At 47.3% G+C, this 23,840-nt stretch carries 21 protein-coding genes and 1 riboswitch; of the genes, 9 read left to right on the forward strand and 12 right to left on the reverse strand.

From position 1 onward, the window contains the following. Nucleotides 1-56: 56 nt before the first annotated feature. Nucleotides 57-860 carry an NAD kinase gene (locus K331_RS0115495; protein ID WP_018885650.1) on the forward strand — a complete coding sequence of 268 codons (804 nt, stop codon included), beginning with the start codon at nt 57-59 and terminating at the stop codon, nt 858-860. A 62-nt stretch (nt 861-922) separates the two neighbouring features. Here K331_RS0115495 and K331_RS29695 read toward each other — a convergent pair whose 3' ends face one another. Together K331_RS29695 and lipA are read right to left on the reverse strand one after the other, a co-directional pair. Then, a complete protein-coding gene (locus tag K331_RS29695; protein ID WP_226383614.1) occupies nt 923-1,837 on the reverse strand; it encodes a YutD-like domain-containing protein in 915 nt (304 codons plus the stop codon). Between the two features lie 33 nt (nt 1,838-1,870). After that, complete coding sequence (gene lipA, locus K331_RS0115505) at nt 1,871-2,770, reverse strand: lipoyl synthase (RefSeq protein WP_028591004.1); 900 nt, start codon at nt 2,768-2,770, stop codon at nt 1,871-1,873. Nucleotides 2,771-2,979: 209 nt separating this feature from the next. Between lipA and K331_RS0115510 the strand changes: the two genes are divergently transcribed. Then, a complete protein-coding gene (locus K331_RS0115510) occupies nt 2,980-4,035 on the forward strand; it encodes a M23 family metallopeptidase (protein WP_028591005.1) in 1,056 nt (351 codons plus the stop codon). A gap of 196 nt (nt 4,036-4,231) precedes the next feature. On the opposite strand, the gene K331_RS0115515 is transcribed toward K331_RS0115510, so the two are convergent. Then, entirely contained in the window at nt 4,232-4,474 is a 243-nt protein-coding gene (locus K331_RS0115515) for a hypothetical protein (protein WP_028591006.1), read from the reverse strand. A 344-nt stretch (nt 4,475-4,818) separates the two neighbouring features. On the opposite strand from K331_RS0115515, the gene K331_RS0115520 reads away from it, so the two are divergent. From K331_RS0115520 to mnhG, 6 genes are read left to right on the forward strand one after another with little or no spacing between them, the layout of a single operon-like run. After that, nucleotides 4,819-7,686, forward strand: a complete 2,868-nt coding sequence (locus tag K331_RS0115520) for a Na+/H+ antiporter subunit A (RefSeq protein ID WP_028591007.1) — start codon at nt 4,819-4,821, stop codon at nt 7,684-7,686. Nucleotides 7,687-7,688: 2 nt separating this feature from the next. Further along, nucleotides 7,689-8,030 (forward strand): Na(+)/H(+) antiporter subunit C, encoded by a 342-nt coding sequence (locus K331_RS0115525; protein ID WP_028591008.1) that lies wholly within the window; start codon nt 7,689-7,691, stop codon nt 8,028-8,030. Continuing rightward, a complete protein-coding gene (locus K331_RS0115530; RefSeq protein ID WP_028591009.1) occupies nt 8,027-9,541 on the forward strand; it encodes a Na+/H+ antiporter subunit D in 1,515 nt (504 codons plus the stop codon). Before K331_RS0115525 ends, K331_RS0115530 begins: the two co-directional genes overlap by 4 nt. Nucleotides 9,542-9,546: 5 nt before the next feature. Further along, nucleotides 9,547-10,026, forward strand: coding sequence for a Na+/H+ antiporter subunit E (locus tag K331_RS0115535; RefSeq protein WP_028591010.1), 480 nt, complete (start codon nt 9,547-9,549; stop codon nt 10,024-10,026). Further along, nucleotides 10,023-10,316 (forward strand): Na(+)/H(+) antiporter subunit F1, encoded by a 294-nt coding sequence (locus K331_RS0115540; RefSeq protein WP_028591042.1) that lies wholly within the window; start codon nt 10,023-10,025, stop codon nt 10,314-10,316. The genes K331_RS0115535 and K331_RS0115540 overlap by 4 nt, the downstream gene beginning before the upstream one ends. After that, nucleotides 10,300-10,671, forward strand: a complete 372-nt coding sequence (gene mnhG / locus K331_RS0115545; RefSeq protein WP_036635035.1) for a monovalent cation/H(+) antiporter subunit G — start codon at nt 10,300-10,302, stop codon at nt 10,669-10,671. The genes K331_RS0115540 and mnhG overlap by 17 nt, the downstream gene beginning before the upstream one ends. 219 nt (nt 10,672-10,890) lie before the next feature. Here mnhG and K331_RS0115550 read toward each other — a convergent pair whose 3' ends face one another. From K331_RS0115550 to K331_RS0115585, 8 genes are all read right to left on the reverse strand, one after another. Beyond that, on the reverse strand, nt 10,891-11,808 hold the full coding sequence (locus K331_RS0115550; protein WP_028591012.1) for a bifunctional helix-turn-helix transcriptional regulator/GNAT family N-acetyltransferase: 918 nt from the start codon (nt 11,806-11,808) through the stop codon (nt 10,891-10,893). Nucleotides 11,809-12,066: 258 nt separating this feature from the next. Beyond that, a complete protein-coding gene (locus tag K331_RS31040) occupies nt 12,067-14,907 on the reverse strand; it encodes a S8 family serine peptidase (protein ID WP_051289859.1) in 2,841 nt (946 codons plus the stop codon). A gap of 461 nt (nt 14,908-15,368) precedes the next feature. Beyond that, nucleotides 15,369-15,839: a C40 family peptidase gene (locus K331_RS0115560; protein WP_025680226.1), complete on the reverse strand. Its 471-nt coding sequence runs from the start codon at nt 15,837-15,839 to the stop codon at nt 15,369-15,371. 5 nt (nt 15,840-15,844) lie between these two features. Beyond that, a riboswitch (cyclic di-AMP (ydaO/yuaA leader) is annotated at nt 15,845-15,977 on the reverse strand. A 351-nt stretch (nt 15,978-16,328) separates the two neighbouring features. Continuing rightward, nucleotides 16,329-16,853, reverse strand: coding sequence for a DJ-1/PfpI family protein (locus tag K331_RS0115565; protein ID WP_028591013.1), 525 nt, complete (start codon nt 16,851-16,853; stop codon nt 16,329-16,331). Between the two features lie 313 nt (nt 16,854-17,166). Continuing rightward, the gene (gene nspC / locus K331_RS0115570) at nt 17,167-18,294 is read right to left on the reverse strand and encodes a carboxynorspermidine decarboxylase (protein ID WP_028591014.1); all 1,128 of its coding nucleotides are present in this window, start codon (nt 18,292-18,294) and stop codon (nt 17,167-17,169) included. A gap of 1 nt (nt 18,295) precedes the next feature. Next, nucleotides 18,296-19,495: a saccharopine dehydrogenase family protein gene (locus K331_RS0115575; protein WP_028591015.1), complete on the reverse strand. Its 1,200-nt coding sequence runs from the start codon at nt 19,493-19,495 to the stop codon at nt 18,296-18,298. An 832-nt stretch (nt 19,496-20,327) separates the two neighbouring features. Next, on the reverse strand, nt 20,328-21,410 hold the full coding sequence (locus tag K331_RS0115580) for a glycoside hydrolase family 11 protein (RefSeq protein WP_028591016.1): 1,083 nt from the start codon (nt 21,408-21,410) through the stop codon (nt 20,328-20,330). Nucleotides 21,411-21,827: 417 nt separating this feature from the next. Then, a complete protein-coding gene (locus K331_RS0115585) occupies nt 21,828-22,298 on the reverse strand; it encodes a DUF2798 domain-containing protein (protein WP_028591017.1) in 471 nt (156 codons plus the stop codon). A 138-nt stretch (nt 22,299-22,436) separates the two neighbouring features. On the opposite strand from K331_RS0115585, the gene K331_RS0115590 reads away from it, so the two are divergent. Then, the gene (locus tag K331_RS0115590; protein WP_028591018.1) at nt 22,437-22,856 is read left to right on the forward strand and encodes a MarR family winged helix-turn-helix transcriptional regulator; all 420 of its coding nucleotides are present in this window, start codon (nt 22,437-22,439) and stop codon (nt 22,854-22,856) included. A gap of 161 nt (nt 22,857-23,017) precedes the next feature. On the opposite strand, the gene K331_RS0115595 is transcribed toward K331_RS0115590, so the two are convergent. Beyond that, nucleotides 23,018-23,806 (reverse strand): TrmH family RNA methyltransferase, encoded by a 789-nt coding sequence (locus tag K331_RS0115595; protein WP_028591019.1) that lies wholly within the window; start codon nt 23,804-23,806, stop codon nt 23,018-23,020. Between the last annotated feature and the right edge of the window lie 34 nt (nt 23,807-23,840).

A 23,840-nucleotide genomic window follows, 5' to 3' on the forward strand; every position in this document is an offset into this window, starting at 1 on the left:
CTTGCTGATAATTGATTATGATCGTAGTATACCCAATGACAAAGGAGCTTTTCATCTTGAGATACTATGTTCTGGATCGCGGGGATCGCCATTCCATTGATCTGAGTCAGCAGTTTCACCTTCTTGCCAAAGCCAAGGGCTTCAAGCTTGATGCCGAATCCCCTGAGATCGTCGTATCTATTGGCGGTGACGGTACGATGCTGCACGCTTTTCATACCTTTATCGACCGTATTCCTGATATAGCCTTCGTTGGTGTGCACACTGGGCATTTGGGCTTTTACGCTGACTGGCGTGCGGACGAGTTGGAACAGCTCGTAGAATTGATGAGTCAGGCTCAGAATGAGGAAGCCATGCGACCACGCATTGTGAAATACCCCCTCATTGAGTTGCAAATTCACAAGAAATCTGGAAGTGCCTCCTATATCGCGCTTAATGAATTCACCTTGAAGGGTGTAGACGGGACCGTGGTTGCCCAAGTAGACATTAATGATCTCACATTTGAAATGTTCCGCGGTGACGGTATTTGTGTATCCACGCCCTCGGGAAGTACCGCATACAACAAAGCACTGGGCGGAGCTATGATCCATCCGACGATTGAAGCGCTTCAATTAAGTGAGATTGCTTCCATTAATAACCGGGTATATCGTACTCTGGGCTCACCTCTGATTCTTCCCAAGCATCATCATTGTGATATTTTTTCACGTAAGGAGCAGCGCCTGCTGCTTACTGTTGACCATATTAATATTCCGCTTGATGATCTGATCTCCGTTCGCTGTCAGGTAGCTCATCAAAAAATCAGCTTTGCCAGATACCGCCCATTTCCATTCTGGAGCCGGGTACGCAATGCCTTCTTGAATTAAACTGAATCTGTGTGAAAAAGCTTCATACATTAGGTGCCATTAAAAAAAGCAGTTCCTGAATATCAGGAGCTGCTTTTGGCTTCATTTCCACTTGCTACAGGAGTCTGCTCCTGATCTCTGCGTTCCTTATGCTGAGGGCGTTCTTTATTGCTCTGGGCACGTTCCTTCTGCCCTGAGCGCACGTCTCCTCTTCCCTGCTTGGCCTCCGCCTTGGATGAACGCTGCTCCGACCTGTCTCGCTCTGAACGATTGCGACGGCCGTCACGTCCCTCACGGTTACGACGTGGTTCCTTCGACTCTCTGGACTCACGACCTTCTCGTACCTCACGAGGCTCTCGCGCCTCCCTTGGCTCACGAGAATCCTTGGATTCACGAGGCTCTTTAGGCTCCCGCATCTCTTTGCGATCTCGCGGCTCTCTAGGCTCACGGGCTTCACGCGACTCTCTGCGTTCCTTTCCTTCAGAGCGAGATTCCCGTGAATCATTGCGGACATCATTGCGCGATTCACTTCGCGCTTCCTTCCGCGACTCTGCGCGAGACTCATTTCGGAACTCGTTACGTGATTCGTTACTGCTACGTGATTCACTACGCGAGTCCTGACTCTCATTGCGCTGCTCTCTTACAGTCCGATCATCCTTGGGAGAGTGATCTTCCTTGCCCAGCTCGGTAGCTGTGTCCTCTGGCTCCACAGGAATGTCAATCTGACCCTGAGGTTGATGGATACGACGCAACACAAAATAAGCACAGCCGAAGTTACAATATTCGTTAATATAATCTGTGACCACCGCAATTGTACTATCCCTATGTGCTTTGGGATGACCATCACGGAACAATCCCTTCAGGCGAAGCTGATTATAGCCCCAATCACCGATAATATAGTCATAGCGGTCCAGAACCTCGCTGTATCTCTCCCGGAACATTTCCAGGTTCCAGCCGTTTCTGTAGTCTTTCACAACTTCGTATACCTTTCCGCCCACTTGAAACAAAGCTTCTTCCCGCCCTTCCTAGGGTTAAGCTTTCACGGCCTTGTGCTGCTGATGCTGCGTGGCGGATTGAACCTGCTCATGCGCATGATAGGAGCTACGGACCATCGGGCCAGACTCGACATGGCTGAAGCCCCGCTTTAAGCCCTCTTCTTTTAATTTAAGAAAATCCTCTGGAGGATAGTATTTCTTGACATACAAATGCTTATCAGATGGCTGTAAATATTGGCCGATCGTCATGATGTTGCAATCCACCTCACGCAAATCATCCATGGTCTGCAGAAGCTCATCCCATTCTTCGCCTACACCAAGCATTATACTTGACTTCGTCGGAATAGTAGGCTGCATTGCTTTGGCCCTTCTTAGCAGCTCCAGCGAGCGCCGATATTTGGCCTTCGCTCTCACCGTATCTGACATTCGCTCTACGGTCTCAATATTGTGATTCAAGATGTCTGGCTTCGCATCCATTACGATACGTAGCGATTCCTCATCTCCCATAAAGTCTGGGATCAGCACCTCGACTGTGCACAGTGGCAGTTTGCGGCGAATCGCATGGATGGTCTCGGCAAAAATCGTAGCGCCACCATCCTTCAGATCGTCACGGGCTACACTCGTTACTACACAATGCTTCAGATTCATCTGCGCTGCCGATTCTGCTACACGCTCAGGCTCTTGTAGATCCAGTTCTGTAGGCATACCGGTATTAACTGCGCAGAAACGACAAGCTCGTGTACAAATATCCCCCAAAATCATGAAGGTAGCTGTACGGTTGGCCCAACATTCATAGATATTTGGACAACGTGCTTCCTCACATACGGTATGAAGTGTTTTGGAACGCATCATGTTTTTGATTTCCTGGTAGTTCTCACCTGTTGTCAGCTTAATGCGTATCCAGTCAGGCTTAGGTTCTTTCACTTTTTTAGACAATGTCATGAACCTTCTTTCTAGTCAGGTTATATCATGCCACATATTATAACATGAAAGCGGTGGGAATACCTCCATTCTTTGTTTTCTGCAGGCGGGATAAAATGACAGGCTATTGTTCATGATAATCACAACTTTTATTCCGTGGTGAGAGGTAACAAATCCATCTGCCATTGAAGCGGAATATATAATTTTCGGAAGGGGGTTACACCTTGCTGCTTCGCATAAGGCTGCGCTGTACCGCCCGGTGGTGCCTGCTGCTTCTGGTCATGGCTATAGTTCAGCACGCCTGCAGTTCTCACGTCGCGGCTGCTCCCACAGAACAAGCGAAAGGTCTGCAGCAACAGACCGAAGACGACATTTTTCGCTCTAGGGCCATGCTGTATCAGCAGATCAGCAAAAAAACAGGCGTGCCCTGGTACCGCCTTGCTGCTATAGATCAGTATGAGCGAACGTTAACTAGGGTGCATCCGAAGGATCGACAGCATGCCGAACGAGTAAGTGGTATATTCGTCAGCTCTCATGTCTGGTCTGGTCAGTTCAATCCGGATCAGGAGGACCAGAATCCAGCCTCTATCGCTTTTTTTGAGGGATTTGGTCGAGACGGATCAGGCGATGGACAAGCCAACCCGGATGATGATATGGATCTGCTGTTCAGTGTAGCAGCCTATCTGACGAATTACGGTCAAGCCGAGGATAAATTCCATATTGCTCTGTGGGAGTATTACCATAATTCCCGTTCAGTCCAGCGCATTCGGCAATTTACCAGGCTGTATCAGACATATGGCACTCTTAAGCTTAATCAGCATGCGTTCCCTTTGCCGCTAAGTAGCGACTATTCTTATCGAAGCACCTGGGGAAGCGGACGAAGCTGGGGAGGCAATCGAATCCATGAAGGGACAGATCTGTTCGCCCGATATGGCGTCCCTGTCCGAAGCACCTGTCATGGTGTCGTGGAGGTGAAGGGCTGGAACCCATTTGGTGGTTGGCGCATAGGCATTCGGGATATCGATAACCGGTACCACTACTACGCACATCTATCCGGCTTTGACAAGAAGCTATCCACAGGGGATCTTGTTACCCCAGGGCAGACTATCGGTTGGGTAGGTAGCTCAGGTTACGGCAAGCCAGGAACACAAGGCAAATTCCCGCCACATCTGCATTATGGAATATACCGTGATAGCGGATTGAGTGAATGGTCCTTCGATCCCTACCCGCTGCTCAAGCACTGGGAGCAAATGGAGCGCAAGCAGCTCAAAAAGCGGTAGCCTACCATTATCTTCTCTTAAGAAACAGAAATTTCAAACCGTCGTTACATGAAGATTCGTCCAGTGAACGATCTTGGAAAATACTACAGACAAGTATGTCCGTCCGCACAAGCAGCGAGGCTCCACAAGTGGAGCCTCGCTGCTTGTGTATTTCGTGGTAACCGTTACCGTACTAAGTTCATTTAAAGCATCTAACCTACTTCAGCACTTTGACATATTCACGCGACATAAAGATGACCTCGCTCCGCGCTGAAGTATCGCCCTTCAAGGAAGACTCACCCAACCTTTTGGCATGCGGACCTGCTCGTTGCCCTGGTTCAACAGACACCTGAGCCTGGCTCATCTCAAGACGAGCATAGGAATCCAGCCTCATGCCGAGGAACAGCAAAAGAACAAAAATAGAGAGACATAGTGTACATTTGTAATAATATTCTGTCATCGTTCCCTCCCTTCAGTAGAGAGTCATTCCCTATGCATACCGATTTCATGCCGCTGGTAATATCTTTTGACAACTGTCCTTAATCAGGTTATATTAAGTACGATGTCCACTAGGTAATATTTATAATGACTTAATTGAATATTAGTGTGTTTGCTCGCAGCCATCATTGCGAGAGACATTTTTCTGGAGGAGCCTGTCACAGACGGGCTCTTTTTGCGTTTTTTAGGACATACTTCTTATATTTCCAACGTCAGGTTAGGTTGATTCCATGTGCGAATCGCCTTTATCTTGATGTATTACAGGTCTTACATCTTCAGTCTATTGACGATTAAGGAGGAGAACCTTTGTCTTTGCTGCATCTTGCCATCGTATTACCTTTTCTGCTCGCTGTGCTCATTCCAATCATCAAGCCTTGGACGCAGCGAATTCATGCGGGGTGGCTGGTACTACCTCTCCCGTCCGCATTGTTTATTTATTTCCTTACGCTTATATCAGACATCCGAAGTGGACAGCCACTCTCATCAGAATTAGTCTGGGTCCCTTCACTGGGCATCAATTTCAACGTCTATGCTGACGGTCTGGGACTGCTGTTCGCACTGTTGATTAGTGGAATTGGTGCCTTAGTGGTACTCTATTCCATCTATTACATGGATAAGGCCAAAGAAGCCGTCCAGCGTTTCTATGTATTTCTCCTGATGTTCATGGGAGCTATGCTGGGCGTGGTGCTCTCGGACAATGTCATGGTGCTCTATGGATTCTGGGAGCTTACGAGTGTATCCTCCTTCCTGCTGATTGCTTTCTGGCATAAGCGTGAGCGTTCCTTGTATGGTGCTCTTAAATCCATGCTCATTACCGTCTTCGGCGGCTTATGTATGTTCGTCGGCTTTATTTTGCTCTATGTCGTTACGGGTACCTTTAGCATCCGGGACATGGTGGCACAGGTGGAGCTGATGTCCGGGCATACCTTAATGCTTCCAGCCATGCTGCTGCTTCTGCTCGGTGCCTTTACCAAATCTGCACAGTTTCCGTTTCATATCTGGCTTCCCGACGCGATGGAGGCACCAACACCAGTCAGCAGCTATCTGCACTCGGCTACGATGGTGAAAGCTGGCATTTACCTGGTAGCGCGGTTCAGCCCCATATTTGCAGGCATGAGCGAGTGGTTTTGGCTTGTCACAGGCTTTGGCTTGATCACTCTCATCTATGCCTCATTTCGGGCGATCAAGCAGACGGATCTCAAAGCTTTACTGGCTTTCTCGACCATCAGTCAGCTTGGACTGATCATGAGTCTACTGGGACTCGGCTCAGCAGCAGCATTTTACACGGGTGAGGAAGCCATTTTCTTCACCAAGGCTACAGCAGCTGCTTTTTTCCACTTGATCAATCATGCCGTCTTCAAGGGAGCCTTGTTCATGGTGGTGGGCAATGTGGACCATGAGACCGGGACTCGGGATATTCGCAGACTGGGCGGACTCATGGCCCTGATGCCAGTTACCTTTACAGTTGCCGTGGTAGGAGCCTTCTCCATGGCAGGACTGCCTCCCTTTGGTGGATTCCTGAGCAAGGAAATGTTCTTTACGGGTGTGCTGCAGATTTTGGATATGAAGCTGTGGAGCCTGCATACGTGGGGCATACTCGTACCCATCTTCGCCTGGGTCGCCAGCATCTTTACGTTCGTGTACAGTATGATTCTTGTATTCCGCACGTTCACCGGACAGGGACACACCCAGCAGCTCCCCAAGAGTCCCCATGAGGCTCCTGTCGGCTTGCTGATTTCTCCGGTAATTCTTGGTTCTCTGGCTATCATTATCGGACTGTTTCCGAACGTGGTCTCTTACGCCATCCTGGAGCCCGTCATGGCTGCGGTCCACCCTGCGATATTATCCGAAGGAGGAAGATTTGCAATCCAAATCTCATTCTGGCATGGCTGGACCCCAGAGCTGTTCATGACTATAGGTGTAGTAATTGCAGGAATTATGATCTTCCGTCTTCAACGGCGATGGGCTCCATTACATCAACCTATATTCAGTGCATGGACTATTAACCATGTATACGATCGCGGACTGACGCACATGGAGCACTTCTCCAATCGTTTCACGAAGGGGTATATGACAGGGTCTATCCGCCACTATGTTATGTACATTTTTGTGTTCCTGATCACGGCACTAGGCACCATGCTACTACGGACGCCAGATCTAACCTTCGATTTGTCTGGCTATGCACCCATCTCGTTCTATGAGGCCATTGTGATGATCGTGCTTGTACTGGCAGCCGTGATGACGATTTTTGCTCCTACACGCCTCATGGCGATCATTTTGACAGGAGCAGCTGGATACATTGTGACCTTATTCTTTGTCCTATTCCGTGCGCCTGACCTAGCCTTGACCCAAATGATTATTGAGACGGTATCGGTGACACTGTTCCTGTTATGCTTCTATCACTTGCCCAAGCTGCGTCGGGAGAAGCTACGAATCCCCTTCAAGCTGACCAACCTGGTCATCTCGCTCGGGGTCGGTGCGATCATGACGATCATCGCACTGGGTGTCAGTGGCAGTCCACTATTCGATAGCATCGCCGATTATTATTTGAAAGAAAGCTACAATCTCGCCGGAGGCAAAAATGTAGTCAATGTCATCCTCGTCGACTTCCGTGGCTTCGATACGCTGCTGGAGATTACAGTGCTGGGCATTGCCTCATTGGCTATCTACGCCTTGGTCCGATTAGAGCCATCGGAAGGACTCAGCTCCGTGACACGACCAGAGAGAGAGGCTTCCACAAGCCTGTCTTTTGCTAAAAGTAATGATGTCATTCTTAGAACGGTCTCCAAGGTCGTCATTTTCATTATCTTGACCTTCTCGCTATATCTGTTCTTTGCGGGCCACAACGCGCCTGGTGGAGGATTCATCGGAGCACTGATGTCTGCAGCCGCGCTAATCCTGCTCACGATGGGCTTCGGGATGAGGACGATGCAACACATCCTTCCGTTTGATTTTCGCAGCTTGATTGGCCTTGGTCTGTTAGTAGCCCTGCTGACGGGTATAGGTTCCTTCGGGTTCGGAGCAGCATTCCTTAGCCATGCCTTCGGCTATTTCGAGCTTCCACTGCTTGGTAAGACGGAGCTAGCTACTGCCGTATTATTTGATCTGGGTGTCTATCTGACCGTCATTGGCGTCACCATGACGATAATCTTCTCGATCGGGAGAGATGAGTAACTATGGAGCTATATATGTCACTAACTATTGGAATCCTGTTTGCGGCTGGCGTGTATCTGGTCCTGTCCAAAAGCCTGCTGCGTATCATCCTGGGCACCTCCCTGCTGACTCATGGTGTACATCTCCTGCTTCTTACGATGGCTCGGCTCAAAAATGGTGCACCGCCTCTGCTGGCAGACGGTACCCGTGCTTATGTGGACCCGTTGCCACAGGCGCTGATCCTGACCTCCATCGTCATCAGCTTCGGTGTCACCTCATTCTTCCTCGTCCTGGCCTATAAGGCTTATCAGCGGCTGGGCACGGACGATATGGAGCAACTGAGGGAGGAGGGTGAGGAAGCATGAATAATCTCGTTATTCTTCCTTTGCTTGTTCCCTTATGCACAGCGATTGCGCTGTTGTTCATACACAAGCGGATTCGCCTGCAGCGAATGGTCAGCCTGGTCGGAGCACTGGTGAATCTGGCAGGTGCAATAATCCTCGTCTACCAGGTACGAACAGCAGGTATTCAGACGCTATTCATGGGCGGCTGGAAGCCTCCCTATGGCATCATCTTCGTTGCGGATATGCTGGCTGCGTTGCTTGTGCTTACGACCGCCATTGTCAGCATTGCCTGTCTGATATTTGCTTTTGGTACTATTGGAGAGAACAAAGAGAAACACTACTTTTACCCATTCTTTCAATTCCTGATTGCAGGCGTCAGCGGCTCCTTCCTGACCGGAGACCTGTTCAATCTGTTCGTATGCTTCGAGGTGATGCTCATCTCATCCTACGCTCTACTGGGGCTGGGAGGCAGCAAACGGCAGCTGCGGGAAGGGCTGAAGTACATTCTTATTAATATTCTGTCCTCGACGCTATTCGTTGCTGCAGTAGCCTATCTGTACGGGATTACAGGAACCTTGAACATGGCGCATTTGTCCCAGCGAGTAGCTGAGGTGAACCAGGGTGGGATGCTCTCGGTGGTCGCCATGCTGCTGTTGATCGTCTTCGCATTGAAGGCAGGACTGTTCCTGTTCTTCTGGCTGCCTGGTTCCTATAGTGCGCCACCTGCAGTCGTAAGGGCGCTGTTCGGTGCACTGCTGACGAAGGTAGGCTTGTATGCCATTATTCGCACGTTCACACTGATCTTCTACCATGATGCGTTCATCGCGCAGGGATGGATAGGCTGGATGGCCGCGCTGACCATGATTCTGGGGGCTATTGGTGCTGTCGCCTACACCGATATTCATCGAATTTTTAATTACAATATCATCATCAGTGTCGGATTCATTGCAGCTGGCATCGCTATCTCCAGCCCTGATGCACTGAATGGGACCGTATTCTACCTGATTCATGACATGCTAGCCAAGACGCTGCTGTTCCTGCTCGGTGGCCTAATGATCTCGACTGCTGGCTCAGAGCGCCTGCAAGCTATGGGTGGATTGATTCATAAATGGCCTATTATAGGCTGGATCTACTTGACGACCGCCTTGGCCCTGGTAGGTATTCCGCCGTTGAGCGGCTTTGTAGGGAAGGTATTAATCGTAAGAGGCGGTCTAGAGGCCGGGGCTGACCACGCTCAGTTCTATGTCCTTACTGGCATTGCAGTAGCTTCCAGCTTCGTCGTTCTGTATTCCCTCATTCGGGTATTCATACGTGCTTTTTGGGGCGAGACGACTCTATCCGTAGATCCTTCTGAAGAGCGCTCTACTGCACAAGTCCGGCTGCCACATTCCAGCATGATTCCGGTTGTTGGCTTGTTGGCTCTTATTCTCTTGGTCGGGTTTGGCTCCGAAGGAATATACACTTGGGTCTCTCAAGCTGGCGAAGTCCTTACGCATCCGGCGCTATATATTGAAGCGGTAATAAAGGAGTAATGGAGATGGCCTATCAACTTCTACTAAATATCATCATCGGTCTCGTCTGGATGCTGCTGAACAACGAATGGTCATTCATGCAGTTCATCATCGGTTATCTGCTTGGGCTACTGCTGATCGGACTGCTTCAGCGCTTCCTGCCTCACCCTTTTTACGGTAAAAAGCTCTTGTCCATTGCGAAGCTGCTGTACATTTTCAACAGAGAGCTGTTCCTGTCCAGCTTCACCGTGATCCGGCAGGTGCTGAAGCCCAAGCTGGATATTCGTCCAGGCATATTCGCTTATCCAACCCGCTTGACCTCGGATTGGGAAGTGACCCTTCTATCCTGTCTCATCTGCCTGACACCCGGAACACTGACCCTAGAGGTGTCCCGAGAAGGAAGCATCTTATACATTCACGCGATGGACATCGGTGACGTTAATGTGCTGACCGTACAAATTCGTGATACATTCGAAAAAGCCATTATGGAGGTGACTCGCTCATGATGGATATCATGCTGCTACTGGCACTGTCTTTAATCGCACTAGCCATATTGGGATGTATGTTCCGCTTGCTCAGAGGCCCGTCAATCGCCGACCGAATTGCTGCACTGGATACGATCGGCATCAGCATTCTGTCCATGATTGCCATTCTGTGTATGCTGCTTCGCACCGAGGCTTATCTAGATATTATTCTCTTGATTGGAATTCTGACCTTTATCGGAACGGCCGCATTCGCGCGATATATAGAAAGGGGGTACGTTCTGGAAAATGGAGACGATGAGACTCATCGCTGAGCTGCTAGTAGGAGGTATGGTGCTGTTCGGAGCGCTGCTTGGCGCGCTCAGTGCCTTCGGGCTGATTCGTTTGCCTGACGTGTACCTACGTTCTCATGCAGCAACCAAGAGTGCTACACTCGGTGTTCTATTTGTTCTTGGGGGGACCTTTCTGTATTTCCTGTTGTTCATGGATCATCTGAGCATCAAGCTGCTGCTCGGTATTGTGTTCGTCTTCATTACTGGGCCCGTAGCCGGGCATCTCAACGGTAGGGCTGCCTATCGCTCCGGAGTAACCATGTGGAAGCACAGCGTACAGGATGATCTGGGTCCAGCTTTGAAAAAGGAGCAGACACAGGCAGATAAAGCCTACTAATGCTTGGGCGACTATAAGAAGGATCTTGACAGATCTAAGGAAGTCTAGGGAAGAATGCGACGTAAGAGAGAGGAAAACGCGATTTTATAGTAACTATAGGTATTATCAGGATTCAAAATACAGCGCTGTGCACCCACTACGATTAGGGCGTGCAGCGCTGCTTCTTTGTATTTGGCTTGTTCTTTGCTGGACTTGGTTTGACTTGAATCACGGTTTAAATTACAGCTGTAGTCGCAATGTCCAGGTCTCATCGATTAGTTCGGGCCCAAATTGGGTATGCGGCTCCTCGTGAATGAGCTGAAAGCCCATTTTTTTATAGATGTGTCTTGCTTCCGTCAGTACGTTATTCGTCCATAGCACCAGCTCCTCGTACTGCTGCTGACGGGCAAATTCGATGGCTTCTCGTACAAGGCTGGTCCCAAGCCCAAGTCCACGCGCTTTGGGATCGACCAGTAGCAGGCGTATTCTGGCTACCTTCTCCGAATCCTGCACGACCATGATGGAGCCGACCACCTCACCAGCCATTTCCGCTACCCAACAGCGCTCTCGATTAGGATCATGCTTTTTCAGATAATCCAGCGCAATCTGTGATACTGCGGCCTCAAAACCCTCATTCCATCCATATTCGCGCTTGTACAAAATCGCATGCTTTTGAGTAATGATTCCCATATCTCCTGCTACGGGCTGGCGCAGCACATGTTTGAAGTCAGGGGTCAGAATGCTTTCAATCGTGTGCATGGCCTCCAGCAGTCTGGACTGCTCCTCCTCAGGGATGCTCTGCAACAGCTCTGTGACCTCCTCATTTGAGCGCTGTTCAAGCGGGGCATAGGCCTGCTCGCCCTCTTGAGTAAGCTTCAGCAAAAACTTTCGCCCATCCTGCTCAGAGCGTATCTTCTGGAGAAAACCCTGTTGATCCAGCCGGGTAAGAATCCGGCTCAAATAACCCGGGTCAAGCCCGAGGTCCCTGGTCAGATCGGATGCCGTTACCTCCTCACGATGAGCAAGCTCGAACATTACACGTACCTCTGTGAGCGAATAGCTGCTTTGCAGCAGTCCTTCCTGTAATACGCCGATTTTGCGAGTAATGAAGCGATTGAAATTTCGCATTTGATGTACGCGTTCCGCCAATTCGACCATGTATGTGCTCTCCTTCTAGTCAGTGATTTATTTTAATTTATTGCAGTATATAATTTGACTTTGTCAACTAATTAATTTGACAAAGTCAAATTGTTTCACCTAATGAAATCATTAAGAGCAATCTTACTGTGACCTAGCTTTACAGGAGAACTCAGATCGCCGTGTTGTATCAGTACACAAAAAGACGACCCATCTGGGTCGCCCTCTTGTTCAAAAGTGTATATTCTGCTCGTAATCATCTTTTTGGTGACTTCGCTATTATCTACTGATAGTAATACGCTTTGTAGCAGCATCGTAGTTCACTGTGTAGCCCGCAGCCTCGTTGATGACCCGCAGCGGCACCAGCGTATAGCCATTCATAATGATCGGAGCCTCGCGAATCTGCGAGGAGTAATTGCTGATTACACCATTATCCTTAATCATGATAAGTCGATTGCCAACCCAGAGCGTCATCTCACGCTTCATTTCCAGTTGATTCACAGTAATCTTCTTGTCCGTATCACTATAATCTACGATCGAGCCTGTTGTTTCTCCAATGAAGCGCAGAGGAACCAGGGTTACCCCATTGCGCACAATTGGGCTTTGTGGAATGGTTACCGATCTGCCATCAATTGAAGCCTGTGGTGAGCCAATGGTTAGTGTGATTCTCCGTGGCGACGTAGACGATGTTACCACTGGATTACTTGCTTGAGCCACCTCGGACGGGAATACCTGATAACGGATTCGGCCCAGTCTCAGGAGCAAAGCATCCTTGTTCAAGCCATTTTCCAGATCTTCTGCTGCATCTCTGGCATCGTACCAATCTGTCTGACTCAGTGATCTTTCTGCACGCTCCACTCGACTCGTCGCTCGTTCCAGGTCCCGGCTGTTTCTGGAGCTAGAACTGCTGGAGCTACTGGAGCTTGAAGATGCTCTGGTACGGCCAGTGATTTCTACCCCTGGAGATTCATCTCCACTTGAATTAACAGTCGCCACGCGAATATCATAAGTCCGATCGGATCGAAGACCGCTAATCTCATAATTAGATCTGGTCGTGCTGGTCTCCAGCTTGTCATCTACATATATTTTGACTCTGTTAATGGCACTTGGAATTCTATACTCAATCTCAAGCGAGGTTGTTCCTCTGTAAGAGACGGACAGATTTGTGACCTCTACGCGATTGTTCGTTGACCCCGAATTGCTGGAGGATGCCGAAGTTGTACCTGATACACTTACACCTGGCGCAACCATATTCCCACGCTTCGCTCTCACCATAAGTGTATATGTCGTTGACGGGTTCAAGCCTGTATACGTGAATGATTCTCCTGTGACCTGCTGTTGAATCAAGTTTCCGTTCAGGTAGACCTCTACAGCGTCCGTGTTTGCAGGCTTCGTCCAGACGACCGCTAGGGAATTGGTTCCGGTGCTAGTGACACGCAGATTTGTTACATCCGCTACCGGACTTGTATCTGCTGCCGTTGTGCCTGGAACGCTGACACCAGATGCAATCTGAGAACCGCGTTTGGCTCGTACGGTCAACGTATATGTTGTTGATGGATTTAGGCCCGTGAAAGTAAAGGATTCACCACTTACCTCCTGGACATAGTTTCCATTAAGGTATATATCAGCCGTGTTCGTATTGGCCGGCTTTGTCCAGCTAATGGCCAGAGCATTGGTCGTAGTGCTGGTTACAGTCAGATTCGTTACATCACTTACAGGTGTATTATCTACAGTAGCAGATGTCGTCTCTGTAAGAACTTCGTTGTCTACTGAGACATTTCCACTCGTATCCTCAGCTCTTACCTCAATTTTGTAGCTTGTGCTCGATTGAAGAGAGTTAATTTTAATGTTATTCAAGTTGGTTCTTCCATACTCTTGATCATTTACATAGATCACAAATTCTTTGAAATCCAAATCCGCTGGCCGAGCATAGGCTATCTCCAGAAAATCCGGACCTTTGGAGGTGACACGCAGATTCGTCACTTTGCCTGGTGGCGTCGTATCTACCGGATCGGTTGGATTTGTCGGATTCGTTGGGTTCGTTGGGTTAGTCGGGTTTGTTGTCTTATCCGTTCTGAACGTCACCGACTCTCCACTGGATTCGACTGGAGTTCCATCGGAATTGTACACCGTTTTTACGACATAGGTATACTCGGTATCCTCATCCAGATTCATCAAAGGATATTCTTCTTCATATACAGCCTGCTGTACATTGACTCCCAGACCATTGTAGATGTTCACGTGACTGAAAGCCTGATCTGTCGGCTTCTTCCAAGTCAGCACTGAACTAGTCTGTGTAGTTCTTACCGCTTCCAAACCGGTTACTTCCTTAGGAATCGTTTTATATATCACAAGTCCAGCACCGTATTGGTTTGTAGGTCCTAGGCTCCTTGTATATTTTTGAAGCTCTGAGCGCAGTTCACTTGGCGTGTATGTTGGATGAAGTTGCTTAAGAAGTGCCATAAAACCTGTTACATGTGCTGCTGCTACGGCAGAGCCGCTAACAACCACATAGTTATCTCTTCTTCCAGCGTTCATCTTGTCTATGGTCTCAATGTCCACTCCAGGAGCCGATACCTCTACAGATGGACCTGTTCCAGAGGTGATATCTCGCTCTTCCAATTGATTTACTGAAGCAACTGCGATAACTTCATCGTATTTTGCAGGGTAAGGAACATTATCTCCTAGACCATCAGCAGATCCATCATCTCCGGCTCCCGCTACAATGACAATTCCCTTAGCATACGCTTCTTTAATAGCATTGGCTACTCCAGGAATGTCTCTATCCATTGGAGCACTGATCTGTATAATGTCCATATCATTATCAATAGCCCACTCGATGGCTGTAATCAAACTATTGGGTTGTATTACTCCTAAATTATCAGTCACCTTTAAAGCATGCATTTGTGCTTCAGGAGCGACTCCTAGTATTCCTTTATTATTTTTTTGAGCACCTATGACACCAATTACGTTATTGCCACGTCCAAAGATGTCATCACTGTTATTGGTCGTTCCTCCGATTGTCCCTACATCTTCGTGGGACTCATAACCGGAGTCGAGTACCGCAATTTTTACACCATTGCCCTGCACACCTGCCGAATGGGCCTCAGTGAGCTTCATTCTCGCAAAACTCCATGATGTGCCTTCTGGACTAATTGTAGCTGCGTAAATTGAAGAAGGGGGCAGCACCGCAAACTCAGTGACCCCCGCTAGTAGAGTCAGTGATAACATCGAAGCTGCAATCTTTCTCAATCGTTGATTCTTCATCATACCACCCTTTAAAATCCTTATTTTCGAATCTATTTCATCTGCTCAGTTGCAACATACCTAAATGATCGTTCGCGATCTATACCTGTCAGACCGAGGCTTTATCCCTTTATAAATACGTCATGAAATAGATTCTGTTGCTCTGCATTTACTCACAGTTAAGCTCTGCTTACAACAAAAATAAAAAAACACTTCTACTCTTTATCGGCAAATATTCCCTTTTGCATTAGAGCAAAATATGAATTACTCAAGTTGGGTGTGCACAAAAAAAGACCCACAGCGGCTTCGCTGTGAGTCTCGAATGATTCCAAGCCTTAGTTCATAGCTACCATCTTCTGATAGCTGGTCTCGCTAACTACACGTCTAGCCGTCACATAGCGCTTGCTGTAATAGGAGTCGGACAGCTTACTGACGGTCACACCTTTGCTGCTTGAAGAATGTGCAAACTTATTATTTCCTACATATATACCTGCATGCGAAATGCCGCGACCGTTCGTGTTGAAGAATACCAGATCTCCTGGACGCAGATTGCTCTTGGCAACGACCTCCCCTTGCTTCGCCTGAAGTGCCGAGGTGCGCGGGAGGCTCAGATTGAACTGGTTGAATACGTATCTTACGAAACCTGAGCAATCGAACCCGGAGGAGGTCGTTCCTCCATATTTATACGGAGTCCCCTTTACTTGGGAGACCTCCTGAACCAATTTTGCCTCACTGGCATATGTACTTGCAGCAGTACCTGTAAAAAGAACAGCCGCTCCGAGCAGGGACAAGATGACTTTTTTCACGAACGTAGTTCCTCCTTTGATGCCTACGGAGTTAGCTTAAGGATTCGGTTAAAGGTTCCCTATATTCCCTGTATACGAGAATAATTCACCCACACTGGTTCCCCCGTTTTCAATGATGAAATTCGGCAATGAATAAGTTAATATTTTGTAACCATGTACATGTTAATATATTTACTATTAGCTTGTCAATCTTAATAAAAATTACTATTTTTTATTCGCATTAGCACAACTTTTTCAAAACCACTGCGTATATATTTAACGAAAAAGCCAAACCTAATAAGCCTTTCTAGCTACTCTCCTACTTTATCACCCTTCATAAATTCCTCCATAATCCGATTTTATTAATTTACATTTATTCTTATTGTGATTACAAAAATGTAATAATCAAGACATTAATACGGCTAACATAGTGCAATGCACATGCCAAAAAAACCCTCCTGACATGCAAGAGAGTTAACTTATTCCTATTTTCCTTTTCCTCATGGTAATCTATCCATTTCGATAACATTTGAAATACTGAATGGTCTCCTCCAGATCGGCCTCGTCCTTGTAGATGTTCAGCATGCGGCCGAGCTCAATGGCAAAGTCCGCATAGCCGTTCGCTCTTGCTGTAATTAGGTTGCGATCCACCCTGACCAGATCTTCAATATGGGTAGCAGCATTCGTTACAGCATGTCTGCCCTCCAGTATTCCATAGTGCTGTAGCAGATCTGTAGCCGAACAGATGGCTGCAATGAACTTCTCCTGCTTGTCCAACTCCTGAACAAGCGCTGCCAGTCGTGTATGCTCTAGCAATGCGCTAGTGTCCCCTCCGGGTATGATCAATAGATCAATCTCTGCCGCGTTGATCTCTTCCAGGCTAGTTGACGGCATGACCACCAAATCCTCATAAGATCTCACAGGCTCCTTCGTTAGACCGACCGTAACCATGTTTCCTTTGGTCTTCATCAAGTAGGTGGCCAGCATAATTTCAAAGCTTACATACCCGTCATAAATCAACACATGTGTGTACATGATATATCTACTCACCTTCTATGTATATATCCCTGCTCATTTCAAGTATCGCCATCTAATGTACATTTGTCCAGCCTTGCATGATGAGAGGCAGCATCAAGAGATTACACTTTCACATGATCAGCATCAGAATACGAGGGCGTGGTCGAGAACAGCGGCTATATATCGGGGTTGAATCGACGAAAAGGGGCGCCCTGTTAGGACACCCCTCTCGTGTTCAAATCTATATTACTAGTGCGTGGTTGCATTGCAGTACCCTAGCTTATGAAACGGTATATGATCAGGATGATACAACGTCTGCTACTTGGTCAGATTAAGCCAGTCTCATCTTGAAATCATTATAACCGAATTGGCGTACGACTTCACAATCTCCGTCCTTGCGCTGCACAGCAATGGCTGGCAATGCCATTCCGTTGAATGTCGTATTCTTCACCATCGTATAGATCGCCATATCCCCGAAGGTCAGACGGTCACCACTCTTCAGTGGTTGATCGAATGAATAGTCGCCAATGATATCGCCAGTCAAGCAAGTCTGTCCCCCAAGACGGTACAAATGCGGCTTCTCACCGACCTCGCCAGATCCGAACAGCGGCGGGCGGTAAGGCATTTCCAGAACATCCGGCATATGACAGCATGCGGACGTATCCAGTACCGCAATATCAATACCATTTTGCAGTGTATCCAGCACCGTAGTCACCAGATAGCCTGCGTTCAGAGCAATCGCTTCGCCAGGCTCCAGATAGACTTCCAGACCATATACTTCCTGCATGCGCTTGATGCATTTCTCAAGGCGTGCGATATCATAATCCTCTCTGGTAATATGATGTCCGCCACCGAAATTGATCCATTTCATTTGACTAAGCCATGGACCGAACTTCTCCTCGACCGCATTCAGGGTTGTCTCTAGGTCATCCGAGTTCTGCTGGCAGTGCGTATGGAAATGCAGACCCTCTACGCCCTCCAGCTGCTCTGGACGGAAATGCTCCAGCGTCACGCCGAAGCGGGAGCCAGGAGAGCATGGATCATAGATCGCATGCCCCTCTTGTGTGGAGCATTCCGGATTGATGCGCAGTCCGATGCTTCTGCCGCCCTTCAGAGCACGATCCTTGAAGCGCTCCAATTGGGAGAAGGAGTTGAAGATAATGTGATCGCAGATCTCGATGATCTCATCAATCTCATCCTCACGATACGCCGGGGAGAAGATATGATTCTCTTTCCCCATCTCTTCATAGCCAAGACGCGCCTCATACAGGCCGCTTGCTGTCGTACCGCTCAGATACTCACCAATCAGGGGGTACATCGTTGTCATGGAGAAGGCTTTTTGTGCCAGCACGATCTTGCAGCCTGTACGTTCCATGACACCGCGTAGAATTTTCAGATTTTTCTCCAACAGTCCCTCGTCTACCACATAGCAGGGTGTTGGCAATTCCTCAAACTTCATATTAGTCCACTAGCTTCGGATCGAAGCTCTCCTTCCACGGAAGTCCCCATTTGTTCAGCGCGTCCATAAATGGATCTGGATTGAACTCTTCAATGTTGTATACGCCTTTAGCATCCCATTCGCCTGTCATCAGCATCATTGCCCCGATCATCGCTGGCACACCAGTCGTGTAGGCCACCGCTTGGGAGCCCACTTCCTTGTAGCATTCTTCATGATCGCAGACATTGTATACATAATATGTCTTTTCTTTGCCGTCTTTCTTACCGCGGAAAATACAACCGATATTCGTCTTGCCCTTTGTACGAGGTCCGAGCGAAGACGGATCTGGCAGTACTGCCTTCAGGAATTGCAGCGGAATGATTTGCTTGCCTTCGAATTCAATTGGCTCGATGGAGGTCATTCCTACATTCTCCAGACATTTGAGGTGCGTCAGGTAGCTTTGACCGAACGTCATGAAGAAGCGAATCCGTTTCAAGCCTGGAATGTTGGCAGCCAGAGACTCCAGCTCCTCATGGTACAGCAGGTACATATCCTTCTCCCCAACTTCTGGGAAGTCATACACGCGCTTGATCTCCATTGGTGCCGTTTCAATCCACTCGCCATTCTCCCAATATCTTCCGTTAGCGGATACTTCACGAATGTTGATCTCAGGGTTAAAGTTCGTAGCGAACGGATAGCCGTGGTCCCCTGCATTGCAGTCCAGAATATCTATATATTCAATTTCGTCAAAATGGTGCTTCAGGGCATACGCGGAGAAGACGCCGGTTACACCTGGATCGAATCCGCTACCCAGCAGTGCTGTAATGCCAGCTTCCTTGAAGCGTTCACGGTATTCCCACTGCCAGCTGTATTCGAATTTTGCCGTATCTTCCGGCTCATAGTTCGCTGTATCCATATAATTCGTCTTGGTCGCAAGGCAAGCGTCCATGATTGTCAAATCCTGATATGGCAGAGCCAGGTTCATTACAACGTCCGGTTTGAAATCTTCGATCAGAGCAATCAGCTCGTCCACATTGTTGGCGTCGACTTGCGCCGTCGAAATTTTGGTTTTGCCGCCATCCAATTTTGCCTTCAGGTCGTCGCATTTCGATTTTGTCCGACTTGCGATACAAATCTCCTCGAATACCTCACTGTTTTGAACGCATTTATGAATGGCTACTGATGCAACGCCGCCACATCCGATAATAAGCGCTTTTCCCATGTCCATCTCTCCTTAATCCAAGTAATTTTTCACCAATACATTCGTTGTCTAATTTACAATTATCACCAAAAAAAGCAACAAAAAAAGCAAGTGCAAAACGCAGCATTCGCGCACAACACTTGCTTAAGATATATACAAATATTAATGAAGCATAACATGTCCATGACATGAGGTCATGCACATACACAGCCATAACAGTCATTCGACATTACGGCAGAAAGCTCTTCTTAATATTCAAAATATATCTTTGAGTAGGATCAGAGTCTATATAGCAAATAATTCGCCTTTATCACTCTTATTGACCGTTTCACAAGTTGATGTGCAGATGCACTGGTTGTAAAGTAACCAACTTATAAAATTTGAGCTTTTAACTCAATCAATAAGGCAACCAAAAGTTGCCAATCGGCATTTGACCCGGCTGTCCGTATGGCCTTAACTTCCTGTACTCAAGAAGTGGTCAAAACAATTATCTGCTTGGAAAGATCCAGATATATTTTGAGCATACCAGCATTCAATCACAATCGCGAATGAGCGAAGCATGCTTCCTTGAATATTAACTTTCCAAATCACACTTCTGTATGCTATCAAAACGAAACTCAAAAAGCAATCAAATTTTAAAATTTCTTTTGTAAAATTTTTGTGTAGACCAGAAATCATTCATCCCTGGTAAGTAGCGAAGTCTATAAATATGCGTATTTCCCTATATTCATGCCAAAATCCCAGTGGAACAAGCCCACCGGGATCTGATTTAATACATATCAAGTCCATTATTTTAGTATCCACAAATGCATTGCCTGCTACTTTGAATTACAACATCATTTGATGCCCACGATTAATGGATGTCCAAATAGTCAATCAAGGCATCCCACGTGCCATCATCAGCTGTGACCACTAGTTCAATCTCTTGGTTGCCCGTTCCGTGACTGATGTTGTTCAACGTGTAGACTGCAGGGTTACTTCCTCCGTAGTAGAAGGTGCCCTTCGTCTGTCCACCGATCTTCAGATCCACTCTGGCCATATTGGAGGTACTTGATGCACCGCGCAGCGAAAAGTTATGTGTACCACTTGCAAAATTCTGGATGAATTTCACTGAGTCATTGTTGGCGTATAAAGCAACCCCGTTGAATGGAGAGCTGATATTCCCCGTATATTGACCGCTCTTGGTCATATTCTCCGCTTCGATTCTCGTAGCACTAACTGGAGGAGTCGTACCGCCACCAGAGCTGCCTCCAATCGTAAGTGTATTGCTGTATACATTGGCCGAGCCGCTACTTTGATATCCCTCTACAGTCAAAGCTACTTCATACATCTTGCCCATCGGCATGCCGCGGCTTTCCCACGCTTTGAAATGCTCGCTCACTGATATCGTCCCACTTGTTCTTTTTGAGGTTCGGACACTCCAATACTGTTTGAAGGTTGTTACACCTTTAATCGAAGGCTGATTAACCCTCGTCGTCTCATAGATGTCATAGGTCCCTCCGTCTATACTGACAGACCCTTTATAGCTTCCTGTAGGACGGTATGTGCCCCAGCTATCAACAATGTAGTATTCGACGAGTGGGTCTACCACCCATCCATAGACTGTAAGATACGAATTGCCGTTCGGCTGAAAGGTGGCGCCATAATTAATCGCGATATTGCCAAGTTGCTGATGCGTCTTGGTCTCGTCGAATTTCTTGCCTTTACGGAACAAAATATTGTTGATATTGTTCCACTGCGCACTAAAGGTGCCGCCGCTATTAAGCGTCATGCTTCCAGACCCACCATTATCCTTCCAAAATTCATAGTCATAGCCGTCATGGGTTGAAATCTCATTGGACGTAATCGTCGTTGCAGCCTGCACATTGGCTGTGGGTAGAATCATCGCAAAACCGAGCAGCATCGTGACAAATAACTTCATTTTTTTCGATTTCATTGAATTGCCCTCCTCTTCGATTTGAGAATTTGTCTGTCTATCCCTGATGGTGGCATTCAAGTAATGTTTGTTCCGTGCTCATGTCATAATCGCTATCTATTAACTTTTAATTGGACACTTATCCCTCCTTCACAATTCTAATGAAAGCGATTACATAAATAATGTAACAAATTCCTTCTCTATAGCCACTTTATAAAACTTAGATTTTACTGTAAAAAATTCACAACTTTGGGCTACATATCACATGCCGAAACAACCCATACATAACAAACCGCAATGTAAGTGCTGTTCACAAGAAGAAAAAGAACGCTAGCTAAGTGGAAGGTCGGATCATTTCACCTCTTACTAATCCGACCTTCCTGCACACGCTAGATGAAAACTGTAGATGTGTGATCATGGCTTGCAAAGCATATGCAGCTATGTTGTTGGTACAGCAACTGGTGGGTAAAACCTCATAAAAATAATTCGAGTCAAGGGGCCGACAATAAGAAATTGCAACGGAAGGGCACAAATAAAATTTTGCAGAACGGATTTCAAATAGGCATGAAATAAATCGGCCGTAAAGCCCACATGAACGACAGCTCCATAGAAAGACATCAGAAGAACCATGGAACTTACCATACAGAATGAAATCAGCATTACTCGTTTGAACATCGGATCAGCTGGTTTGATGAACTTATGCGCGACGCTCTTAGCCAGCTTTCCAACAACAAAGACATCTAATACTAACGCGACTAAGAATGCTGGCACATATCCAATGACTAAATCTTTGAAAAAAGAATTGGAGAATCCGTTCAACAACAGCAAATTGTAAATAGACATTCCAAGTACCATCAATACGCACATAATCAGTGTGAAAATAAAGCTCTCCTTCTTATTTCTTCCCATTTCCAGAAACCTATCCTCTCTAAATTGTCTTAGATTTACGTGGTTTACAGTATCACCAGCATCCTTCATTGTCAACCTAGTTGACAATATTCCATAACAGCTATATATTATTATCAGGAGTAGTGTAGGAGGAGCATAGTGGAGAACATTTATCCAGATTTAAACCTAATCGATCTCATTAGTGAGAAGCATCTAGCCTTGAGAAGGGCTGTTGGCGAGCTGGATGGAAATCGCCTAAACAAGACTGAGACCCACATTTTGTCTATTCTCGAACGGCATGAACCGATGTCAATTTCCGAGATCAGTAGGCGCATTCATATTTCTCGTCAAGGTACGCATAAGAGTATCCAAGGCTTGCTGGCTCAGGACATGATTGCTACGACAGATACAAAAGCGAACCAGCGCGATCGAAATGTAACAATTACACAAAAAGGTAGGGACTACAATCATCAGTTGTTAGCATTTAAACTGGAACTTGAACAACAGATTGTTCTTAGACTGGGAGAAGCAAAAATTTCAGCTATTAAATCTATTCTAAGTGAAGAATGGTTGGATTAATCAATCAAGTTTTATGGCTGTCTCACTTTTACCAAAAAGCAAAAAACCCTTGCATAGCAAGGGTTTTCCGGTTCACTTTCACATCACAATCTATCCAGATTTATCATATAATTTGTCCAGAGTTACGTCATAACTGACAATAGGACAAAACTATTGATTGATTAAAAATTCCTCTGTCTCATCGCCTCAAAGAGCACGATCGTTGCTGCCATAGCCGCATTCAGCGATTCGGCCTGACCAACCATCGGAATTCGAATCGATTCATCGACCAGTTCCGAAGCCTCCACAGATACCCCCTGACCTTCACTACCAATGAGCATCCAGACCGGGCCGCCAAAGTCATACGTGTAGCAAGAATGTGTGGCATCCAGTGCTGTGGAGATTATCTGTGCCCCGTGGCGTTTGGCTGCTGGCAGCAGCTCCGTCAGTTCTCCTTCCACGACTGGGATATGGAACATCGAGCCCATCGTCGAGCGGATTGTCTTGGGATTGTACAGATCAGCACAGCCTTGCCCCAGGACAACCCCTGCCGCACCTGCTGCATCTGCACTACGAATAATCGTCCCTACATTCCCCGGGTCCTGCACCCCATCCAGTACGATGACGATACTGTTCGGCTTCTCCCACAAGCTGTCCACAGTCGTAGTCTCTTTGCGAACAACTGCAAATACTGGCTGTGGTGTCTTGGCCTCTGTACATTTGGCAATCACGGCTGCCGATACCGCAATCCATTCCGGAGCATCGGGCAATGATCCTAATTCTGACAATTCCCTTGGGATACCGCGTTCCATATCGTACGCTACACATTCAATATCCGCATTTGCCTGCAGGGCTTCCATCACAAGATGTATGCCCTCGATCAGATACTTGCCTTGCTTGCTGCGATGCTTCTTGTCCAGCAACTGGGCCCAGCCTTTGACCCGGGAGTTGCTTGGCGAAATAATATCCATATCTTGACCACAATCCTTTTACACTCATAATGTC

It is taken from the genome of Paenibacillus massiliensis subsp. panacisoli DSM 21345 (genome assembly GCF_000426545.1).
GTDB lineage: Bacteria > Bacillota > Bacilli > Paenibacillales > Paenibacillaceae > Paenibacillus > Paenibacillus panacisoli.

Excerpts from the sequence above, each read along its gene's own strand:
- K331_RS0115515 (WP_028591006.1), bottom strand. The coding sequence starts at position 4,474 with ATGACAGAATATTATTACAAATGTACACTATGTCTCTCTATTTTTGTT.
- K331_RS0115525 (WP_028591008.1), top strand. The coding sequence starts at position 7,689 with ATGGAGCTATATATGTCACTAACTATTGGAATCCTGTTTGCGGCTGGC.
- K331_RS0115530 (WP_028591009.1), top strand. The coding sequence starts at position 8,027 with ATGAATAATCTCGTTATTCTTCCTTTGCTTGTTCCCTTATGCACAGCG.
- K331_RS0115535 (WP_028591010.1), top strand. The coding sequence starts at position 9,547 with ATGGCCTATCAACTTCTACTAAATATCATCATCGGTCTCGTCTGGATG.
- K331_RS0115540 (WP_028591042.1), top strand. The coding sequence starts at position 10,023 with ATGATGGATATCATGCTGCTACTGGCACTGTCTTTAATCGCACTAGCC.
- mnhG (WP_036635035.1), top strand. The coding sequence starts at position 10,300 with ATGAGACTCATCGCTGAGCTGCTAGTAGGAGGTATGGTGCTGTTCGGA.
- K331_RS0115550 (WP_028591012.1), bottom strand. The coding sequence starts at position 11,808 with ATGGTCGAATTGGCGGAACGCGTACATCAAATGCGAAATTTCAATCGC.
- K331_RS31040 (WP_051289859.1), bottom strand. The coding sequence starts at position 14,907 with ATGAAGCTCACTGAGGCCCATTCGGCAGGTGTGCAGGGCAATGGTGTA.
- K331_RS0115565 (WP_028591013.1), bottom strand. The coding sequence starts at position 16,853 with ATGTACACACATGTGTTGATTTATGACGGGTATGTAAGCTTTGAAATT.
- nspC (WP_028591014.1), bottom strand. The coding sequence starts at position 18,294 with ATGAAGTTTGAGGAATTGCCAACACCCTGCTATGTGGTAGACGAGGGA.
- K331_RS0115575 (WP_028591015.1), bottom strand. The coding sequence starts at position 19,495 with ATGGGAAAAGCGCTTATTATCGGATGTGGCGGCGTTGCATCAGTAGCC.
- K331_RS0115580 (WP_028591016.1), bottom strand. The coding sequence starts at position 21,410 with ATGAAATCGAAAAAAATGAAGTTATTTGTCACGATGCTGCTCGGTTTT.
- K331_RS0115585 (WP_028591017.1), bottom strand. The coding sequence starts at position 22,298 with ATGGGAAGAAATAAGAAGGAGAGCTTTATTTTCACACTGATTATGTGC.
- K331_RS0115595 (WP_028591019.1), bottom strand. The coding sequence starts at position 23,806 with ATGGATATTATTTCGCCAAGCAACTCCCGGGTCAAAGGCTGGGCCCAG.